Here is a 15745-nt window from a genome sequence, read left to right as displayed (position 1 = left end):
GCGCGCCAGAGTTATTAGCCAATGGACAGAAATTTATTTTCTCTGTTAGCCCAATATTCTTGGGGCGCAACTTGTAACCCAGTACAAAATGAATCCAGATGCTCTTCAATTAACTGTGATTCAGCATATATCTTCCATGCTTTCGGATAGAATGAGCGTAGAATGAACGCGGTAAATGATAGCGGAGTCAGCATTTTCTTCGTTGCTATTCTACCTTCATTTTCTGAACCGAAATGAAAGTGGCAGTACGGATGAGAATGTTCACAATAATGTTCATCATCTATATCATATCTTACAGGCATAGGCGGGAAGTTCTTTGTGTGAGTATCGATGTAATTATCATATTCTTGACTTATCATTACTCTGTACTCCTCTACATCCTGCCACTCCTCTTCTGGATAATAGGTATCCAAATACTCTCTGTAGTCCAGGGTTTTAACAGGTGTCATTAAGTAGGTATAACTATTATACTTGAAAATGAATAATGAACCATCGTCAAGTTGTATGTTAAACCATTGATTTAATGTGCATTTTTCCCATGCCTTTTCGTAAGTCAAAGGGCGTAGCTCTCCAGGCATATTGTCAGGGTAATAAACGTCATTGTTATAATTACCTAGTAAATCAACATGTCGCACAAGATTAATGGACGCTTTAGCGGTTGTATTAAATGTGGCTAAGTTGATCATGACTTTTTCATCCTTTTCGCTTCATACTCGCGTAATAAAGCTTTTAACCCGTCGACACCGTGAGCCTCAAGTAATTTTTGAAAATCTTCCGGACTTTCATCATGAGCAAATCTTTGTAGGTCGATCTCGATTTTATCAAGGGTCTGTCCTGATGGATAATTGAATTTAAGATAAGGAATGTTGTTTTTTGCTTCTTGAATTTCATGGAAAAGTTCAATGGCAGGATATCCAATCCCAGTCATTGTAAGCCAGCCTTTGGTGCGAGTCATCGCTGTGAAAAGTAAGTTTCTATTTTTTACATTTGGGTTGTGATATAAACATTCACTACCAATTATGTAAACGCTATATCCTTCGTTTCCTTTTGCTTTATGGATTGTGGAATAAGTAACTTTGTTATCCACAGAAAAATCACTAATATTATATTTATCAGCATTAACATTATTTACGTCTATTCCATACTCAGATAAAAAGTATGAGATTTGGTTGTAATAATTTTTATAGTGTTTGTCATCAGCGCAAACTATCAATATATCAGAAGCATTTAGACCTTCGCTCACGATATCAAATTGTATTTTTTGCGCCACCCATTGGCATTCTGATGATAAATTTTCATGGTGCTGAGTTATGATTAGTTTATCTTTATCCGCATCATATAATGTTGGGGATGTTTCAATCGTTCTAAATACAGATATTTTCTCACCAGACACAAAGCGTTCACCATGATTACCTTCCACTTGATAACCAAGATTTTTCCAGTCCTCAGGTGTCTTTATAGCTTGCACTGGATTGCCATAAACACCTAAACCGACAGCATGGGCACATATAAGTGTCGCGCATGGGGTTCGGTAACAACTATTAAGAAACTTGTCTAAACTTAAATTTTTGCCTTCACCTAATATTTCTTCAATGGTTGGCGCTGTTGTCTGAAAAATGTTTTGGAATACGTCCAATCCAAATACCATTTTGTCATTATGAGCCAGTTTCAGACAAAGTTGTAGGAAAGAGCTATCAAAATCTTGAGCCTCGTCGACAAAAACATAGTCATATTGCTTTTTGATTGCATAATTTTCTATTAAATTTCTACAGGCATATGAAAATGGTTCTTTAGGAGCAACACGCTGTGCCTCGCCAAAATTAATGAATCGAGCAGAATTATTCTGGCAGGTGTTATAATATACTCCGGGCGCATTGCCTCCTCCCCAAGCATGAAGAATATCTATTGTCCCCTCAAAGTCTGGATCTAAATCATTGAATTGCCTATAGAATCTGGTTATTAGCCTTTTGACGTGTTGATATAACGCTTTGGTACTAAAAGTATAAAGTATTTTTTTATCAGGGTTGCGCAAATGAGTGATTGCCACTTTCATTGCGAGAACCACTGTTTTGCCTGAGCCAGCTAAGCCACGAATTCGTTCAATCCCTTCTACTTCATTGACGCAACTTCCTAGCTGATTGCTATCAAATCGTGCAATTGATGATTCTAGCTTGCTAACGATTTGTACTTTTGATTCTTCAGAAAAACCATCAGTATCACGTTGTTTTACTCTGATTAATCCTTTTCCGCCTTCAATGGTCGAAGCTGCTTCACTATAAATATCCTCACTTACAGGGTTTTCAAATTGTTCTATGAATCTTTCTATTGATGTTTTAGAGACAATGACTTCACTATCAGTATCATAATCTTTTTGTGGATCTACATATGGAGCAAAAATAGCAGATTCAACAGTTATGTTCAGTTCTCTCCTGTTTTTTCGTAAGGCTTTTTGTTTTAAAAGGCGAGAATAAATCTGGCTGTATATGTTTTCTAACAACGTGTCATTATTTGGTAGCGTCGTTTCAGCGTCTCTTTCATGACAATCTGAAAGATAAAAAATAATAATCCCATACAGTCGAGAGACTAACATTAATGGAGAAATAACTAAGTTGTCGTCATCATCTTTGTATAAAGGAAAATCGTAGTACAATTCGGACTCTTGAAGATGCAATTTTTGTTCTTGATCTAACTCATTAAGGATTGTATACAATCTTCCTGCTTCTTGGTTAGCGAATAATTTGTTTCTGTCTGCATTTAATTTCATATTAATATTCCTTAGGAAATATCTTTTTTGCAGTAGGAAGTAGTTACAAAGGCTCCCCACCATTGCATTAATTCTTCCCTTTGTGACAAATACGTCGAGCGATTGTATGCTCTTCTGACTTCGTTTTTGTCACTATGAGCTAGTGCTGCCTCAATTACATCAGAATTGAATTCAGCTTCATTCATGGCAGTGCTAGCTATAGACCTTAATCCATGAGCAACTAATTTGCTAGCATATCCAATTCTCTTTAATGCAGCATTCGCTGTTTGGCTGTTCATTGGCATTTTCGGATCATTTCTGCTCGGAAAAATATGTTCACGATGAGCACTAATAGGCTTCATCACATCAAGAATATCTAATGCCTGAGGAGACAAAGGAACAATGTGCTCACGCTTGGCCTTCATTCGTTCGGCTGGAATCGTCCAGAGTTTGGCATCAAGATCGATCTCTGCCCATCGAGCGCCAGAAGCCTCGGAGGGACGCACAAGGGTCAGGAGCTGCCATTCAATTAGACAGCGAGTCGAAACAGAGAGATTCGACATAACCAAAGAGCGCATTAGCTTCGGCAATTCTTCTGGCCGCAGTGTCGGCATATTTTGTTTTTTGGGTTTTTCAAACGCCATGCCTACACCTGATGCCGGATTTGTATCAATCAGGCCCGTGTTGACTGCGAAAATCATGATTTCGTTAATACGTTGCACAAGGCGACGAACAGTCTCAAGTGCTCCACGCGCTTTGATTGGTTCCAATGCTTCAACTATCGTTCTCGCCTTAATCTCCTGAACAGGTATCGCACCTATTTCAGGGAATACATCTTTATCTAAAGAGCGCCAAATGTCCTTTGCATAATCGTTTGTGATACTTCTGCTTTTTATCTGGAACCAGTTAGCAGCCACGGTTGAAAAAATGCTGTCTAACTCAATTTGGCGTTGTTCTGACGCTTGTTCCTGTTGCTGTTGCGGATCCATGCCCTGCGCTAGCGTGGTTAAGTGCTGGTCGCGTATCTGGCGAGCTGCTGCGAGTGTAAGGGCAGGGTATGAGCCGAGACTCAAATTTGTGCGGCTGCTGCTTCCCGGTCGTTGATAACGGAAGCGCCAAAGTTTTTTACCGGAGGTTTTGACGAGTAAGAACAGGCCATCACCATCATGCAGGGTGAAGTCTTTTTCTCGGGGTTTCGCTTTGAGGATTTCGTTATTAGTTAGGGGGCGTGTAATGCGCGCCATGTCTGGATCCCTTCCATAATTGGTACACGTTTAATGGACCACAGTATAGCGTGTACCTAAACGTGTACCAATTTTCTCTGGATTTAGCCGGATGTTCTCGGACAAAGGCAGACACAAAAAAGCCCACAGGGCTTGTGCCATGCGGGCTTTCCGTACTTCACCGGACTTATCCGGATCATTATTTGGTGGAGCTGGCGGGAGTTGAACCCGCGTCCGAAATTTCTACATCCTCGGTACTACATGCTTAGTTTGTCTTTACATTCGCACGCCAGCTGCGGACAAACACGCCACTGACGAACTAGCCTGATTAGTTTTAACGCTTCAACCCCAGGCAGGGTTTCCACGCGATCTCTTTTGGGTTTGACCTCTCTTTGATCCCCGTCTTAAGAGCGGAAGCTAGGGAGAGAGGGCTCTTAGCAGGTTATTAAGCTGCTAAAGCGTAGTTTTCGTCGTTTGCGACTATTTTTTTGCGGCTTTTTACGAGGCAAACCGCCCCTCGGCATGCACCTTGGGTTTCGCAAATCCCGTCGAATCCAGAATCAGCCCCAATAGTGTTGAACTCAGTATACCAGATTTTACTTCCTCGACACCAGCCCGAAACGCTAACTTATTGAATAGTACAATAAGTGTGCAGAATCAACGTCCTGCGTTTTTCATGATACGTGCTTTGTCGAGCTGCCACTCGCGTGCTTTCAGGTCAGTACGTTTGTCGTGCTGTTTCTTACCTTTCGCCACGCCGATTTTCACTTTGCACCAGGCGTTTTTCCAGTACAAAGAGAGCGCCACCACGGTGAAGCCTTCGCGGTTGATGCGTCCGTAGAGGGATTCCAGTTCGCGCTTGTTCAGCAGCAGCTTACGGGTGCGGGTAGGATCGCAGACGTAATGTGAAGAGGCGACGGTCAGCGGCGTAAAGTTCGCGCCGAACAGGAAGGCCTCACCGTCTTTCAGGATCACGTAGCTGTCGCCGATATTGGCTTTCCCGGCACGCAGCGATTTTACTTCCCAGCCCTGCAACGCAAGGCCGGCCTCGAATTCTTCTTCGATGAAATACTCGTGGCGAGCACGCTTGTTAAGCGCAATGGTCGCCGAACCAGGTTTATGTGCTTTTTTCTTCGTCATAAGTGTCGTAAAGCCGTCGGTAATCTGATTTTAAAAAGTCACCTCATTGCGTCCTGTGAGGTCTAACGCGCTATCTTAGCACGAGATAAGGCTTAGCGTTTTTTTAACAGGTGATAAATGTTATTATTTGTCTGTTGTGTGACCATGGAAAATGCTATGCCTCAGATTAGCCGTACCGCGCTTGTTCCCTACAGCGCGGAACAAATGTATCAGTTAGTGAACGACGTTCAGTCCTATCCGGAATTTATTCCGGGATGCACCGGTAGCCGGGTGCTGGAATCCGGCCCGACGCAGATGACTGCGGCCGTGGATGTCTCCAAAGCGGGGATCAGCAAAACGTTCACCACGCGCAATACCCTGACGAGCAATCAGAGTATTTTGATGCATCTGGTGGATGGTCCGTTTAAAAAACTGATGGGAGGGTGGAAGTTTACGCCACTGAGCGCTGACGCCTGCCGCATTGAGTTTCATCTGGATTTTGAATTTACCAATAAGCTGATCGAACTGGCGTTTGGCCGTATCTTTAAAGAGCTGGCCTCGAATATGGTTCAGGCGTTCACCACGCGCGCCAAAGAGGTTTACAGTGTCGCATAAGATTGCTGTTGAGGTGGTGTATGCGCTGCCGGAGAAGCAGTATTTGCAGCGCGTGACGCTTGAAGAGGGCGCCACCGTTGAGGCGGCTATCCGGGCCTCCGGCATCCTTGAACTTCGCCGTGATATTGACCTGGCGAAGAATAAAGTCGGCATTTATAGCCGTCCGGTAAAGCTTGCTGATACGCTGAAGGATGGCGATCGGGTTGAGATTTATCGCCCGCTGATTGCTGACCCGAAAGAGCTGCGCCGTCAGCGAGCGGAGAAATCGGGTAAGTAGCGCTTTCTCCCCCGGTGGCGCTTCGCTTGCCGGGACTACGATTCTGCGTAAGAATTCAGATACAAAAAAGGTGCTCAATGAGCACCTTTTTGCGTTGCTGACGCCTGATTATTTGGCCAGGGCAGGCTTGTTGTCGATGTTGGTCAGCACGCCGGCACTGCTGAAGGTCAGCGTCAGGGTTTGCTGGGTCACATCTTCATGACCAGGCTGCTGGCGGAATACATAGAACCAGGTGTTTGTGCCGAACGGATCGGACATCATCGGGGTTCCCAGGGCATAAGCGACCTGCTGTTGTGTCATACCCACGCGGATTTTGGACACATCGTTAGGGGTAAGGTAGTTCCCCTGGTTGATGTCAGGACGGTAAACCACTTTCTCCAGAGTGGAACAGCCTGCGGTCAACATCAGAAGAACCGCTGCGGCAGCGGTCAGCGTTTTACAGCGCATAGTGATTTGATTCCTTTTCGGGCCCGAGCAGTACGCGGCTCATATGTAATATGCCGATGATAATAGACCTTGCCCCACTTTGAAACCGGTCTGGCGGCGTTTTTGTTGTTCTGTATGACCCTGAGATCCCGAAAAAGTTTATGCCGCCAGCAGTTCTTTCGCATTCGCAAGCGTATTGCGGGTGACTTCACTGCCGCCGAGCAGGCGTGCCAGCTCCTGCAAGCGTGAGCGTTTATCCAGCGGCTTCATGTGCGTTTCCGTCATTTCGCCATCGGTTTCCTTGCTGACGATAAAGTGGTGATGACCACAACCGGCGACCTGCGGCAGGTGAGTCACACACATGACCTGCGTCGATTCACCTAACTGACGCAGCAGTTTGCCGACAACGGCCGCGGTCGGGCCGCTGATCCCCACATCCACTTCATCGAAAATCAACGCCGGGGTTTCCATTTTACGGGCGGTAATCACCTGAATGGCCAGGGCGATACGCGACAGTTCACCGCCGGAAGCCACTTTCGAAATCGCCTGCAAAGGCTGGCCCGGGTTGGTGGTGACGCGGAATTCTACGCGATCTGCGCCTTCCGCCGTCAGGTGATTCTCTTCAAAGCGAACATCTATGGTGAACACCCCATGCGGCATCGCCAGCGTATGCATGCTGTCGGTAATGTGCTGGCTAAGCTCCAGCGCATAGTGTTGCCGCACGTCATGCAGCCGTTTCGCCGTTTCCAGCGCCTGCTGATGATGCAGATTGACCGCCAGAGACAAGGTTTCAAGGGAATCGGCCTGATCGTCCAGCTGCTGCTGTTCCTCCAGCAGAGACTGATAGTAATTCGGCAGCTCTTCCGGGGTTACGTGATGCTTACGCGCCAGTGAAATCTGACGGGAGATGCGTTGCTCAAGTTCGAACAGACGGTTCGGGTCGAGATCCAAACGTTCACAATAGTGGCGCAGCTCATCCCCGGCTTCTGAAATCTGAATCGCGGCCTCTTCCAGCATTTCCAGTACGCCAGAAAGCTTATTGTCCATGCCGGTCAGTTCGGTCACAAGCTGACGCACGTTATACAGCTGGCTCTGCAAATTCACGTCTTCGCCATCCGCCAGCATGTTAAGGGCAGTCTGGCTGGTGGAAAGCAGCTGACCGCTGTTGGCCAGACGCTTGTACTCTTCGTCGATTTGCTCAAATTCACCCGCCTGGGGGTTAAATTCGTTCAGCTCTTTCAGCTGATATTCCAGCAGCTCGGCGCGCGCGGTACGCTCCTGGCTTTGCTGCTGATGCTGCGCAAGTTCGCGGCAGCTTTGATGCCACTGACGATAGTGCTCCGCCATGAGTTGAGTAAGCGCGTACTCACCTGCGTAGCCATCAAGCAGGGCTTTCTGTTGTTCGGGTTTGATTAACTGCTGGTGCGCATGCTGACCATGGATCTGGATGAGCAGCTGGCCCAGCTCGCGAAGCTGGGAAAGGGGAACCGCTGTACCATTGATAAAACCGCGGGAGCGGCCATCGCTGCTGATGACGCGGCGAAGTAAACACTCACGTCCGTCTTCGAGCTGGTTCGCTTCCAGCCAGCGCAGGGCGGCAGGTGTGTCTTTCAACGAGAAGCGGGCGCAGAGATCGGCACGGGCGGCGCCTGTGCGCACCATATCCCCCTCAGCACGACCGCCGAGGCACAAGCCGAGGGCATCAATGGCAATGGATTTACCTGCACCGGTTTCTCCGGTAATTGCCGTCATTCCGCTATGGAAGTCGATCTCAAGCTCACGAACAATGGCAAAGTTGCTGATGGTCAGTTGTGCCAGCATAATTGTTTTCCTGTATGAAAAACCATAACTGTGTTTGTATACAGTATAAACTGGTTTTATATACAGTAAAGTGCTGGATGCAAAATCAGAACAATTTTTTTGACCAGCCGAGCTTGGAGCTTAATGTGTTGAAATAGCTGTAATCTTTCGGGTGAATCAGGTTCAGATGGTAATCGCAGCGGCGAATGAGGACATCTTCACCTTCCTGAATGGGGAGCGCAATCTGACTGTCGCAGCTGATCTCCAGGTCGTTACGGCGATGGGAAAAACGCAGGCGGATGGTGCTGTCGCCGTTGATCACCAGCGGACGCGCCGAGAGCGTATGCGGGAACATCGGCACCAGGGTAATGGCATCCAGCGATGGCGTCAGGATTGGGCCTCCGGCTGAAAGTGAGTAGGCGGTTGACCCCGTCGGGGTTGAAATAATCAGCCCGTCAGAACGCTGCGAGAAAGCGAATATTTCGTCGATATAGACTTCGAACTCGATCATGTGCGCCACTTTACCGGGATGGAGAACCACCTCGTTAATGGCGGTGCTGATGCGCTTCTGGCAGTCTTGCTGACACACCTGGGCTTCCAGTAAAAACCGTTTTTCACTGATATAGTGGCCTTCCAGCACGTCCGCCAGCTGCTGCTGCGCATTGTCCGGGTCGAGGTCGGTCAGGAAACCGAGATTGCCACGGTTAATACCAATAACCTTAATATCATAGCGAGCCAGCGTTCGCGCCGCGCCCAGCATATTGCCGTCGCCACCGACCACCACGGCGAGATCCGCCTGCTGGCCAATTTCCGCCAGCGTGCCGGTTCTGACGCTTTTAAGCTGCAACTCCTGGGCGATCTGCTGCTCGACCATCACTTCATAGCCTTTACCACACAGCCAGCGATACAACATTTCATGTGTCGTCAATGCGGTAGGGTGACGCGGATGGCCGACGATCCCAATACACCTGAAATGATTATTCATTTTCTGGAGGTCCTTGTGCCTGATGAATGATGACAATCTGCCTTGTTCCCTTGAATCCAGGAAACTGATCCCCATAATAAGCGAAGTTAGCGAGATGAATGCAGAAAAACGCGGAGAAATTCATGAGTAGTAAAGAACAGAAAACGCCTGAGGGGCAAGCCCCTGAAGAAATTATCACGGAACAGCACGATGAAGTTGAGGCAGTAGAGCCAGACACGTCTGCTGAGCAGGTGGACCCGCGCGATGAAAAAATTGCCAACCTGGAAGCTCAGTTGGTAGAAGCGCAGAATCGCGAACGCGATGGCGTACTGCGTATCAAAGCGGAAATGGAAAACCTGCGCCGTCGTACCGAGCTGGACGTTGAAAAGGCGCACAAATTTGCGCTGGAGAAATTCGTCAACGAACTGCTTCCGGTGATCGACAGCCTGGATCGCGCGCTGGAAGTGGCGGATAAAGCTAACCCGGATAACGCGGCGATGATTGAAGGCATTGAGCTGACGCTGAAATCCATGCTGGATGTGGTGCGTAAGTTCGGTGTTGAAGTGATTGCCGATACGGATGTACCGCTGGATCCAAATGTTCACCAGGCCATTGCGATGGTGGAATCCGAAGACGTTGCCGCGGGTAACGTGCTGGGCGTGATGCAGAAAGGGTATACCCTGAACGGTCGTACTATTCGCGCTGCGATGGTGACCGTGGCGAAAGCGAAAGCATAACGTGCTGCCTGTAGTGCCGGGTGGCGGCGTTCGCCTTACCCGGCCTACATTTTATTCGGCGATACTTTCGCGTAAAGGTTTAACGGGCAGGACCTTCACCTGCTTAATCATGTTGTCCTGAACGTCCAGAATATCAATATCATACTGTTCAATGCGCACGCGCGTGCCTGCCGCCGGGATCTCTTCCAGCGCTTCCAGGATCATACCGTTCATCGTCCGCGCTTCGTCTTCCGGCAAATGCCAGTTGAACGCTTTATTGATTTCACGAATGTTGGCGCTGCCGTCGATAAGCACTGACCCGTCGTTTTGCGGGGTGACTTCTTCCGCAAGGGAAGGCGACATTGACGTGGTAAAGTCCCCGACAATCTCTTCCAGAATATCTTCGACCGTCACCAGCCCCTGTATATCGCCGTATTCATCCACCACCAGGCCGACTTTCTTCTTGTTTCGCTGGAACTTCACCAGTTGCGTGCTGAGTGGGGTGCCTTCCGGCACGTAGTAAATTTCGTCGGCGGCGCGCAGCATCACCTCTTTGGTGAACTCGTTTTTCTCAGTCATCAGACGATAGGCCTCGCGCACGCGCAGCATGCTGATGGCATCGTCGAGGGAATCGCGATAGAGGACGATACGCCCGTGCGGGGAGTGTGTCAGCTGGCGGACAATGGCCTTCCAGTCGTCGTTGATATCAATCCCGACGATTTCATTGCGCGGCACCATGATGTCGTCAACGCTGACCTTTTCCAGATCCAGCACCGACAGGAGCATGTCCTGATTGCGGCGGGAGATCTGCGAGCGGGATTCATTCACGATGGTACGCAGTTCGTCTTTGCTGAGCGCGCTACTAATGGTGACGTCTGCCTTTATACCGACCATGCGCATCAGCACCCGTGTCACCATATTCAGCAGCCAGACCAGCGGCATCATCAGAATAAGCAGCGGTGCTAACAGGAAGCTGCTCGGGTAGGCGACTTTTTCCGGGTAAAGCGCGGCGATGGTTTTGGGCAGCACTTCCGCAAACACCAGCACCACAAACGTGAGCACACCTGTGGCAATCGCCACGCCTGCGTTGCCGTATAGACGCATCCCGACGATGGTGCCCAGTGCAGAGGCGAGAATATTGACCAGGTTGTTACCGATAAGCACCAGGCTAATCAGCCGGTCCGGCTTACGCAGAAGCTTTTCGACACGACGCGCGGCACGGTTACCCTGCTTGGCGCGATGGCGTAACCGGTAGCGGTTCAGCGTCATCATGCCGGTTTCAGAGCCAGAGAAATAAGCGGAGATGACCACCATGATGACCAGAATGACGATCAGCGTGGTGGTAGAGATGTGTTCCAGGGGGAACTCCTTTTGTTACTTAGCCAGCAAATTGCTGTATGAAGCGGCTACCAAAATAGGCAAGCGTGAGAATGCCCGCACCCGCTACGTTGAACCAGACCACGCGACGACCGCGCCAGCCTTCATGATAATGGCCCCATAACAGGACAATATAGACAAACCACGCGATGATGGAGAGGACCGCTTTATCGATATTCTCCACGCTGAACAGGTTCTTCATATAAAACAAGCCCGTGCACAGCGTCAGCGTCAGCAGAACCACACCGACCTGGGTGATGTGGAACATCTTACGCTCAATCACCATCAGCGGCGGCATTTCGTGGTTAAACGCCAGCTTTTTATTTTTCAGCTGGTAGTCAATCCAGGCGAGTTGCATGGCGTAAAGGGCGGCGATGATCAGCGTCGCGTAGGAGAACAGCGACAGGCCAATATGCACCAGCATCCCCGGCGTGGCTTCCAGGTGAGTAATAAACTCATTGGGCATGAACGTGGCTAACGCCAGGTTGATCAGCGCAAAGGCGTAGACTATCGGCAGCAGCAGCCAGCCACGGTTTTTAGACGCGACAATGGTCATGACCGTACAGATCATCAGGCTGACCAGCGAGCCGACGTTCAGTACGCTCAGATTTTGCACGCTGCCGTCGCCGGGAATGATGCGTGATTCCAGCGCAAACGCATGGCTAATCAGTGCGATCACTGCCGAAAGAATAGCCATGCGCCGCCAGCCGCTGTTTTTTTGCAGCAGGCCAGGAATGATCAGCGCGAGGCTGACAGAGTAGGCAACAAGGGCGATCAGTGCGAAAACAGGCATATAGGCGTCGACAGTTGTCTTAATAAGAAAGAGAAGCAGTATAACGTTACGTGACGCCTGCTCCAACCGTTGCATAACAACAAAGGCGCCTTCATGTTATACTCCGGCAAAATTCTGTGTATGTGTCGCCCAGGCGACCTAACGTTTCTACCCCAGGCGAGAGACAATGTTTGATAATTTAACCGATCGTTTGTCGCGCACGCTGCGCAACATCAGCGGCCGTGGACGCCTCACCGAAGAGAACATCAAGGAAACGCTGCGCGAAGTGCGCATGGCGCTGCTGGAAGCAGACGTCGCGTTGCCGGTCGTGCGTGATTTTATCAACCGCGTGAAAGAGAAAGCGGTTGGCCATGAAGTGAACAAGAGCCTGACTCCGGGTCAGGAGTTCGTCAAAATCGTCCGTAACGAACTGGTTTCGGCGATGGGTGAAGAGAACCAGGTGCTTAACCTGGCGGCTCAGCCGCCGGCCGTCGTACTGATGGCGGGTCTGCAAGGTGCGGGTAAAACCACCAGCGTTGGTAAGCTGGGGAAATTCCTGCGCGAAAAGCACAAGAAAAAGGTGCTGGTGGTGTCGGCGGACGTGTATCGCCCAGCGGCGATCAAACAGCTGGAAACGCTGGCCGAGCAGGTTGGCGTAGACTTCTTCCCGTCCGACGTGGCGCAGAAGCCTGTCGATATCGTTAACGCGGCGCTGAAAGAGGCGAAGCTGAAATTCTACGACGTGCTGCTGGTGGATACCGCCGGTCGTCTGCACGTTGACGAAGCGATGATGGACGAAATCAAGCAGGTGCATGCCTCTATCAATCCGGTAGAGACCCTGTTTGTTGTTGACGCCATGACCGGTCAGGATGCGGCAAACACCGCGAAAGCGTTTAACGAAGCCCTGCCGTTAACCGGCGTGGTGCTGACCAAAGTCGACGGCGATGCCCGCGGCGGTGCGGCGCTCTCTATTCGTCATATCACCGGTAAGCCAATCAAGTTCCTCGGCGTGGGCGAGAAAACCGAAGCGCTGGAGCCGTTCCATCCGGATCGTATTGCCTCCCGTATCCTCGGCATGGGCGACGTGCTGTCGCTGATCGAAGATATTGAAAGCAAGGTTGACCGCGCGAAGGCGGAAAAACTCGCCAGCAAGCTGAAAAAGGGCGACGGTTTCGATCTGACCGACTTCCTTGAGCAGCTGCGTCAGATGAAAAACATGGGCGGCATGGCAAGCCTGATGGGCAAACTGCCAGGCATGGGCCAGATCCCGGACAACGTCAAATCCCAGATGGATGACAAAGTGCTGGTGCGTATGGAGGCCATCATCAACTCGATGACGCTGAAAGAGCGCGCGAAGCCAGAAATCATCAAAGGTTCCCGTAAACGCCGTATCGCAGCCGGTTGCGGCATGCAGGTGCAGGACGTTAACCGCCTTCTGAAACAGTTCGACGACATGCAGCGCATGATGAAGAAAATGAAGAAAGGCGGCATGGCGAAGATGATGCGCGGCATGAAAGGCATGATGCCTCCCGGTTTTCCTGGGCGTTAATCGCTTTTGAGATTGCTTTTTGCCCGAAAATGAGTAAAATTTTCGGGCTTTTAATATGACACCCGGGCTCCGTTCCTCGATGGGGCCCGGTTGTTTTATTCACACAAGAGGATGTTATGGTAACTATTCGTTTAGCTCGTCACGGCGCTAAAAAGCGTCCGTTCTACCAGGTTGTTGTGACTGACAGCCGTAATGCACGCAACGGTCGCTTCATCGAGCGCGTTGGTTTCTTCAACCCACTGGCCGCTGGCGCAGAAGAAGAAACCCGTCTGGATCTGGATCGTATCGCTCACTGGGTTGGCCAGGGCGCTACTGTTTCCGATCGCGTTGCTACGCTGATCAAAGCAGCAAACAAAGCAGCTTAATCTGTCACGGTGGTCATGATGAGCAATAAAGCACCTGTTGAACCGATCGTATTGGGAAAAATGGGTTCTTGCTACGGTATCCGTGGTTGGCTCAGAGTGTTTTCCTCCACTGAAGACGCTGATAGCATTTTTAATTACCAGCCCTGGTTTATCCAGAAAGCCGGTAAGTGGGAAGAGGTCGAGCTGGAAAGCTGGCGTCACCACAATCAGGACATCATCATCAAGCTGAAAGGCATTGACGATCGTGATGCCGCGAATGCGCTGACTAATTGTGAAATTGTTGTGGATTCGTCGCAGTTGCCACAGCTGGAAGAGGGTGACTACTACTGGAAAGACCTTATGGGTTGCCAGGTAGTGACCACTGAAGGCTACAGCCTGGGGAAAGTCATCGACATGATGGAAACCGGGTCAAATGACGTTCTCGTCATTAAGGCAAACCTGAAAGATGCATTTGGCATCAAGGAGCGGTTGGTTCCGTTCCTCGATGGACAGGTTATCAAGAAAGTCGATCTCACTACTCAAACCATTGAAGTAGATTGGGATCCTGGTTTTTAAATTCTCCGGATAAACGGTAAAAGACGGCGCTATGTGGATTGGCATAATTAGCCTGTTTCCTGAAATGTTCCGCGCGATTACCGATTACGGGGTAACTGGCCGGGCAGTAAAGAATGGCCTGCTGAGCATCCAGAGTTGGAGTCCTCGTGACTTCACGCACGACCGGCACCGTACCGTGGACGATCGTCCTTACGGCGGCGGACCGGGGATGTTGATGATGGTGCAACCCTTACGGGACGCCATTCACACAGCAAAAGCCGCGGCAGGTGAAGGCGCGAAGGTGATTTATCTGTCACCTCAGGGACGCAAGCTTGATCAAGCGGGCGTGAGCGAACTGGCGACGAATCAAAAGCTGATTCTGGTCTGTGGTCGCTACGAAGGGATAGATGAGCGCGTAATTCAAACCGAGATTGACGAAGAATGGTCTATCGGCGATTACGTTCTCAGCGGTGGTGAGTTACCAGCAATGACGCTGATTGACTCCGTTGCCCGGTTCATTCCGGGTGTACTGGGCCATGAAGCTTCGGCGACAGAAGATTCGTTTGCCGATGGATTGCTGGACTGTCCACACTATACTCGTCCTGAAGTGTTAGAAGGGATGGAAGTCCCGGCAGTATTACTGTCTGGAAACCATGCCGAGATACGTCGCTGGCGTTTGAAGCAGTCGCTGGGCCGAACCTGGCTTAGAAGACCTGAACTTCTGGAAAACCTGGCTCTGACTGAAGAGCAAGCAAAGTTGCTGGCCGAGTTCAAAACTGAACACGCGCACCAGCAGCATGAACATGATGGGAATGCGTAATACGCTCCCGAATATCAGTTTACCCAGGATAAGAGATTAAATTATGAGCAACATTATTAAGCAACTTGAACAAGAGCAGATGAAGCAGGACGTACCTTCCTTCCGTCCAGGTGACACCGTGGAAGTGAAAGTATGGGTTGTTGAAGGTTCCAAAAAACGTCTGCAGGCATTCGAGGGCGTGGTTATCGCTATTCGTAACCGCGGTCTGCACTCTGCATTCACTGTTCGTAAAATTTCCAACGGCGAAGGCGTTGAGCGTGTCTTCCAGACTCACTCTCCGGTAGTTGACAGCATTGCTGTTAAACGTCGTGGTGCTGTACGTAAAGCTAAACTGTACTACCTGCGTGAGCGTACTGGTAAGTCTGCTCGTATTAAAGAGCGTCTGAACTAAGATTCGCTTAAGCGACATCCTGTTAGAAAGGGCTGGCCGAAAGGCTGGCCCTTT

17 protein-coding genes and 1 other RNA gene are annotated in these 15745 nt (G+C 49.8%); 8 read left to right on the top strand and 10 right to left on the bottom strand.

Features of this window, described 5'->3' with window-relative positions; genetic code table 11:
• Positions 1–14 precede the first annotated feature (14 nt).
• From KTH07_RS15050 to smpB, 5 genes are all read right to left on the bottom strand, one after another.
• Entirely contained in the window at positions 15–686 is a 672-nt protein-coding gene (locus KTH07_RS15050) for a DUF2290 domain-containing protein (protein ID WP_180241451.1), read from the bottom strand.
• On the bottom strand, positions 683–2764 hold the full coding sequence (locus KTH07_RS15045) for a DEAD/DEAH box helicase (protein ID WP_180241450.1): 2082 nt from the start codon (positions 2762–2764) through the stop codon (positions 683–685). The genes KTH07_RS15050 and KTH07_RS15045 overlap by 4 nt, the downstream gene beginning before the upstream one ends.
• A gap of 11 nt (positions 2765–2775) precedes the next feature.
• Positions 2776–3987: an integrase domain-containing protein gene (locus KTH07_RS15040; RefSeq protein WP_180241449.1), complete on the bottom strand. Its 1212-nt coding sequence runs from the start codon at positions 3985–3987 to the stop codon at positions 2776–2778.
• Between the two features lie 183 nt (positions 3988–4170).
• Positions 4171–4534: a transfer-messenger RNA gene (gene ssrA / locus KTH07_RS15035) on the bottom strand.
• A gap of 89 nt (positions 4535–4623) precedes the next feature.
• Positions 4624–5106 (bottom strand): SsrA-binding protein SmpB, encoded by a 483-nt coding sequence (gene smpB / locus KTH07_RS15030; RefSeq protein ID WP_003863115.1) that lies wholly within the window; start codon positions 5104–5106, stop codon positions 4624–4626.
• 156 nt (positions 5107–5262) lie between these two features.
• On the opposite strand from smpB, the gene KTH07_RS15025 reads away from it, so the two are divergent.
• Positions 5263–5700, top strand: coding sequence for a type II toxin-antitoxin system RatA family toxin (locus tag KTH07_RS15025; RefSeq protein ID WP_003863117.1), 438 nt, complete (start codon positions 5263–5265; stop codon positions 5698–5700).
• On the top strand, positions 5690–5977 hold the full coding sequence (locus KTH07_RS15020) for an RnfH family protein (RefSeq protein ID WP_023304268.1): 288 nt from the start codon (positions 5690–5692) through the stop codon (positions 5975–5977). The genes KTH07_RS15025 and KTH07_RS15020 overlap by 11 nt, the downstream gene beginning before the upstream one ends.
• Positions 5978–6085: 108 nt before the next feature.
• Here KTH07_RS15020 and bamE read toward each other — a convergent pair whose 3' ends face one another.
• From bamE to nadK, 3 genes are all read right to left on the bottom strand, one after another.
• Positions 6086–6424: an outer membrane protein assembly factor BamE gene (bamE, locus tag KTH07_RS15015; protein ID WP_023304267.1), complete on the bottom strand. Its 339-nt coding sequence runs from the start codon at positions 6422–6424 to the stop codon at positions 6086–6088.
• 138 nt (positions 6425–6562) lie between these two features.
• Positions 6563–8224: a DNA repair protein RecN gene (gene recN, locus KTH07_RS15010; RefSeq protein ID WP_015571579.1), complete on the bottom strand. Its 1662-nt coding sequence runs from the start codon at positions 8222–8224 to the stop codon at positions 6563–6565.
• A gap of 85 nt (positions 8225–8309) precedes the next feature.
• A complete protein-coding gene (gene nadK, locus KTH07_RS15005; RefSeq protein WP_017383004.1) occupies positions 8310–9188 on the bottom strand; it encodes an NAD(+) kinase in 879 nt (292 codons plus the stop codon).
• A gap of 122 nt (positions 9189–9310) precedes the next feature.
• Between nadK and grpE the strand changes: the two genes are divergently transcribed.
• Entirely contained in the window at positions 9311–9904 is a 594-nt protein-coding gene (gene grpE, locus KTH07_RS15000) for a nucleotide exchange factor GrpE (RefSeq protein ID WP_003863126.1), read from the top strand.
• A gap of 51 nt (positions 9905–9955) precedes the next feature.
• Here grpE and KTH07_RS14995 read toward each other — a convergent pair whose 3' ends face one another.
• Positions 9956–11242, bottom strand: a complete 1287-nt coding sequence (locus KTH07_RS14995) for an HlyC/CorC family transporter (protein ID WP_026094274.1) — start codon at positions 11240–11242, stop codon at positions 9956–9958.
• A gap of 19 nt (positions 11243–11261) precedes the next feature.
• Positions 11262–12053, bottom strand: coding sequence for an inner membrane protein YpjD (locus KTH07_RS14990; RefSeq protein WP_014832951.1), 792 nt, complete (start codon positions 12051–12053; stop codon positions 11262–11264).
• A 166-nt stretch (positions 12054–12219) separates the two neighbouring features.
• Between KTH07_RS14990 and ffh the strand changes: the two genes are divergently transcribed.
• The 5 genes from ffh to rplS all read left to right on the top strand — a co-directional run bounded on the left by ffh (position 12220) and on the right by rplS (position 15691).
• The gene (ffh, locus tag KTH07_RS14985) at positions 12220–13581 is read left to right on the top strand and encodes a signal recognition particle protein (protein ID WP_217310784.1); all 1362 of its coding nucleotides are present in this window, start codon (positions 12220–12222) and stop codon (positions 13579–13581) included.
• Positions 13582–13697: 116 nt separating this feature from the next.
• Positions 13698–13946, top strand: a complete 249-nt coding sequence (gene rpsP / locus KTH07_RS14980) for a 30S ribosomal protein S16 (protein WP_003863133.1) — start codon at positions 13698–13700, stop codon at positions 13944–13946.
• A gap of 15 nt (positions 13947–13961) precedes the next feature.
• The gene (rimM, locus tag KTH07_RS14975; RefSeq protein ID WP_015571575.1) at positions 13962–14501 is read left to right on the top strand and encodes a ribosome maturation factor RimM; all 540 of its coding nucleotides are present in this window, start codon (positions 13962–13964) and stop codon (positions 14499–14501) included.
• 31 nt (positions 14502–14532) lie between these two features.
• A complete protein-coding gene (gene trmD / locus KTH07_RS14970) occupies positions 14533–15300 on the top strand; it encodes a tRNA (guanosine(37)-N1)-methyltransferase TrmD (protein ID WP_014832949.1) in 768 nt (255 codons plus the stop codon).
• A gap of 43 nt (positions 15301–15343) precedes the next feature.
• Positions 15344–15691, top strand: coding sequence for a 50S ribosomal protein L19 (gene rplS, locus KTH07_RS14965; protein ID WP_002914145.1), 348 nt, complete (start codon positions 15344–15346; stop codon positions 15689–15691).
• Positions 15692–15745: the final 54 nt, after the last annotated feature.

This window comes from Enterobacter cloacae complex sp. ECL72 (assembly GCF_019056635.1).
GTDB lineage: Bacteria > Pseudomonadota > Gammaproteobacteria > Enterobacterales > Enterobacteriaceae > Enterobacter > Enterobacter hormaechei_C.
The sequence above is the reverse complement of the archived record's forward strand: the minus strand, read 5'-3'. Positions and strand labels throughout refer to the sequence as shown.

Coding starts and splice junctions, on each gene's coding strand:
- smpB (WP_003863115.1), bottom strand. CDS start 5,106: ATGACGAAGAAAAAAGCACATAAACCTGGTTCGGCGACCATTGCGCTT.
- rplS (WP_002914145.1), top strand. CDS start 15,344: ATGAGCAACATTATTAAGCAACTTGAACAAGAGCAGATGAAGCAGGAC.
- nadK (WP_017383004.1), bottom strand. CDS start 9,188: ATGAATAATCATTTCAGGTGTATTGGGATCGTCGGCCATCCGCGTCAC.
- KTH07_RS15025 (WP_003863117.1), top strand. CDS start 5,263: ATGCCTCAGATTAGCCGTACCGCGCTTGTTCCCTACAGCGCGGAACAA.
- rimM (WP_015571575.1), top strand. CDS start 13,962: ATGATGAGCAATAAAGCACCTGTTGAACCGATCGTATTGGGAAAAATG.
- trmD (WP_014832949.1), top strand. CDS start 14,533: ATGTGGATTGGCATAATTAGCCTGTTTCCTGAAATGTTCCGCGCGATT.
- rpsP (WP_003863133.1), top strand. CDS start 13,698: ATGGTAACTATTCGTTTAGCTCGTCACGGCGCTAAAAAGCGTCCGTTC.
- KTH07_RS14990 (WP_014832951.1), bottom strand. CDS start 12,053: ATGCCTGTTTTCGCACTGATCGCCCTTGTTGCCTACTCTGTCAGCCTC.
- KTH07_RS15050 (WP_180241451.1), bottom strand. CDS start 686: ATGATCAACTTAGCCACATTTAATACAACCGCTAAAGCGTCCATTAAT.
- KTH07_RS15045 (WP_180241450.1), bottom strand. CDS start 2,764: ATGAAATTAAATGCAGACAGAAACAAATTATTCGCTAACCAAGAAGCA.
- bamE (WP_023304267.1), bottom strand. CDS start 6,424: ATGCGCTGTAAAACGCTGACCGCTGCCGCAGCGGTTCTTCTGATGTTG.
- recN (WP_015571579.1), bottom strand. CDS start 8,224: ATGCTGGCACAACTGACCATCAGCAACTTTGCCATTGTTCGTGAGCTT.
- grpE (WP_003863126.1), top strand. CDS start 9,311: ATGAGTAGTAAAGAACAGAAAACGCCTGAGGGGCAAGCCCCTGAAGAA.
- ffh (WP_217310784.1), top strand. CDS start 12,220: ATGTTTGATAATTTAACCGATCGTTTGTCGCGCACGCTGCGCAACATC.
- KTH07_RS15040 (WP_180241449.1), bottom strand. CDS start 3,987: ATGGCGCGCATTACACGCCCCCTAACTAATAACGAAATCCTCAAAGCG.